Here is a 692-nt window from a genome sequence, read left to right as displayed (position 1 = left end):
GGCGCCCATCTCGCGGTGGTGACGGGCCCGGTGGTGGACCCGAAGCTGGTCGCCCGGCAGATGCAGGCGCAGGTGCTGAAGATCGGCGCCGGAAATCTGAGCAGTCCGCCGCGACAGGAATCGGCTCGGTGAGCGGTCCGGAGAACGAGGGGGAGTACGGTGCCGGAGCCTTACGCCCCTATGTGATCACCCGGGGACGCTCCCGGCCCTCACGCAATACCGTGGGCGTCGAGACCCTGCTCATCGCGGCCGACCCGCCGTGCGAGCTGCCGGTCTCCGCGACCCGGGAGGAGCGCGCCCTGGTCCGGATGTGCGAGCGGCTGCTCTCGCTGGTGGAGGCGTCCGCCCATCTCGAACTGCCGGTGAGCCTGGTCAAGGTGCTGGCTTCCGATCTCGTCGACAGCGGTCATCTGTCCGCGCGCTCCGGAGTCCCCCAGGCCGTGCAGCCCGACCCGCAATTGCTTCAGGAGGTACTGGATGGTCTCCGTCGGCTCCGCTGACCGCTATTTGCCCGACACTGTCCAGCAGGCTGTGAAGATCCTGGTGGTGGGCGCGTTCGGCGTCGGCAAGACCACACTGGTCGGCTCGGTCAGCGAGATCGAACCGCTGCGCACCGAGGAGGTGATGACCGAGGCGAGTGTCGGCGTGGACGATCTCGCCGGGATGTCCACCAAGACGACCACCACGGTCGC

The 692-nt window shown here is 68.6% G+C and carries 1 protein-coding gene and 2 pseudogenes; all 3 read left to right on the top strand.

Annotated features, from left to right (window positions below; translation table 11 throughout):
- A pseudogene (locus BFF77_RS38005) lies at positions 1–132 on the top strand (roadblock/LC7 domain-containing protein); the annotation flags it as partial.
- Positions 129–500 carry a DUF742 domain-containing protein gene (locus BFF77_RS31995; RefSeq protein ID WP_066957056.1) on the top strand — a complete coding sequence of 124 codons (372 nt, stop codon included), beginning with the start codon at positions 129–131 and terminating at the stop codon, positions 498–500. The pseudogene BFF77_RS38005 and the gene BFF77_RS31995, both read left to right, overlap by 4 nt.
- Positions 478–692, top strand: a pseudogene (locus tag BFF77_RS31990) (ATP-binding protein); the annotation flags it as partial. The gene BFF77_RS31995 and the pseudogene BFF77_RS31990, both read left to right, overlap by 23 nt.

This window comes from Streptomyces lushanensis (assembly GCF_001700515.1).
Taxonomy (GTDB): domain Bacteria; phylum Actinomycetota; class Actinomycetes; order Streptomycetales; family Streptomycetaceae; genus Streptomyces; species Streptomyces lushanensis.
This window is presented reverse-complemented; position numbering and strand designations above follow the sequence as displayed.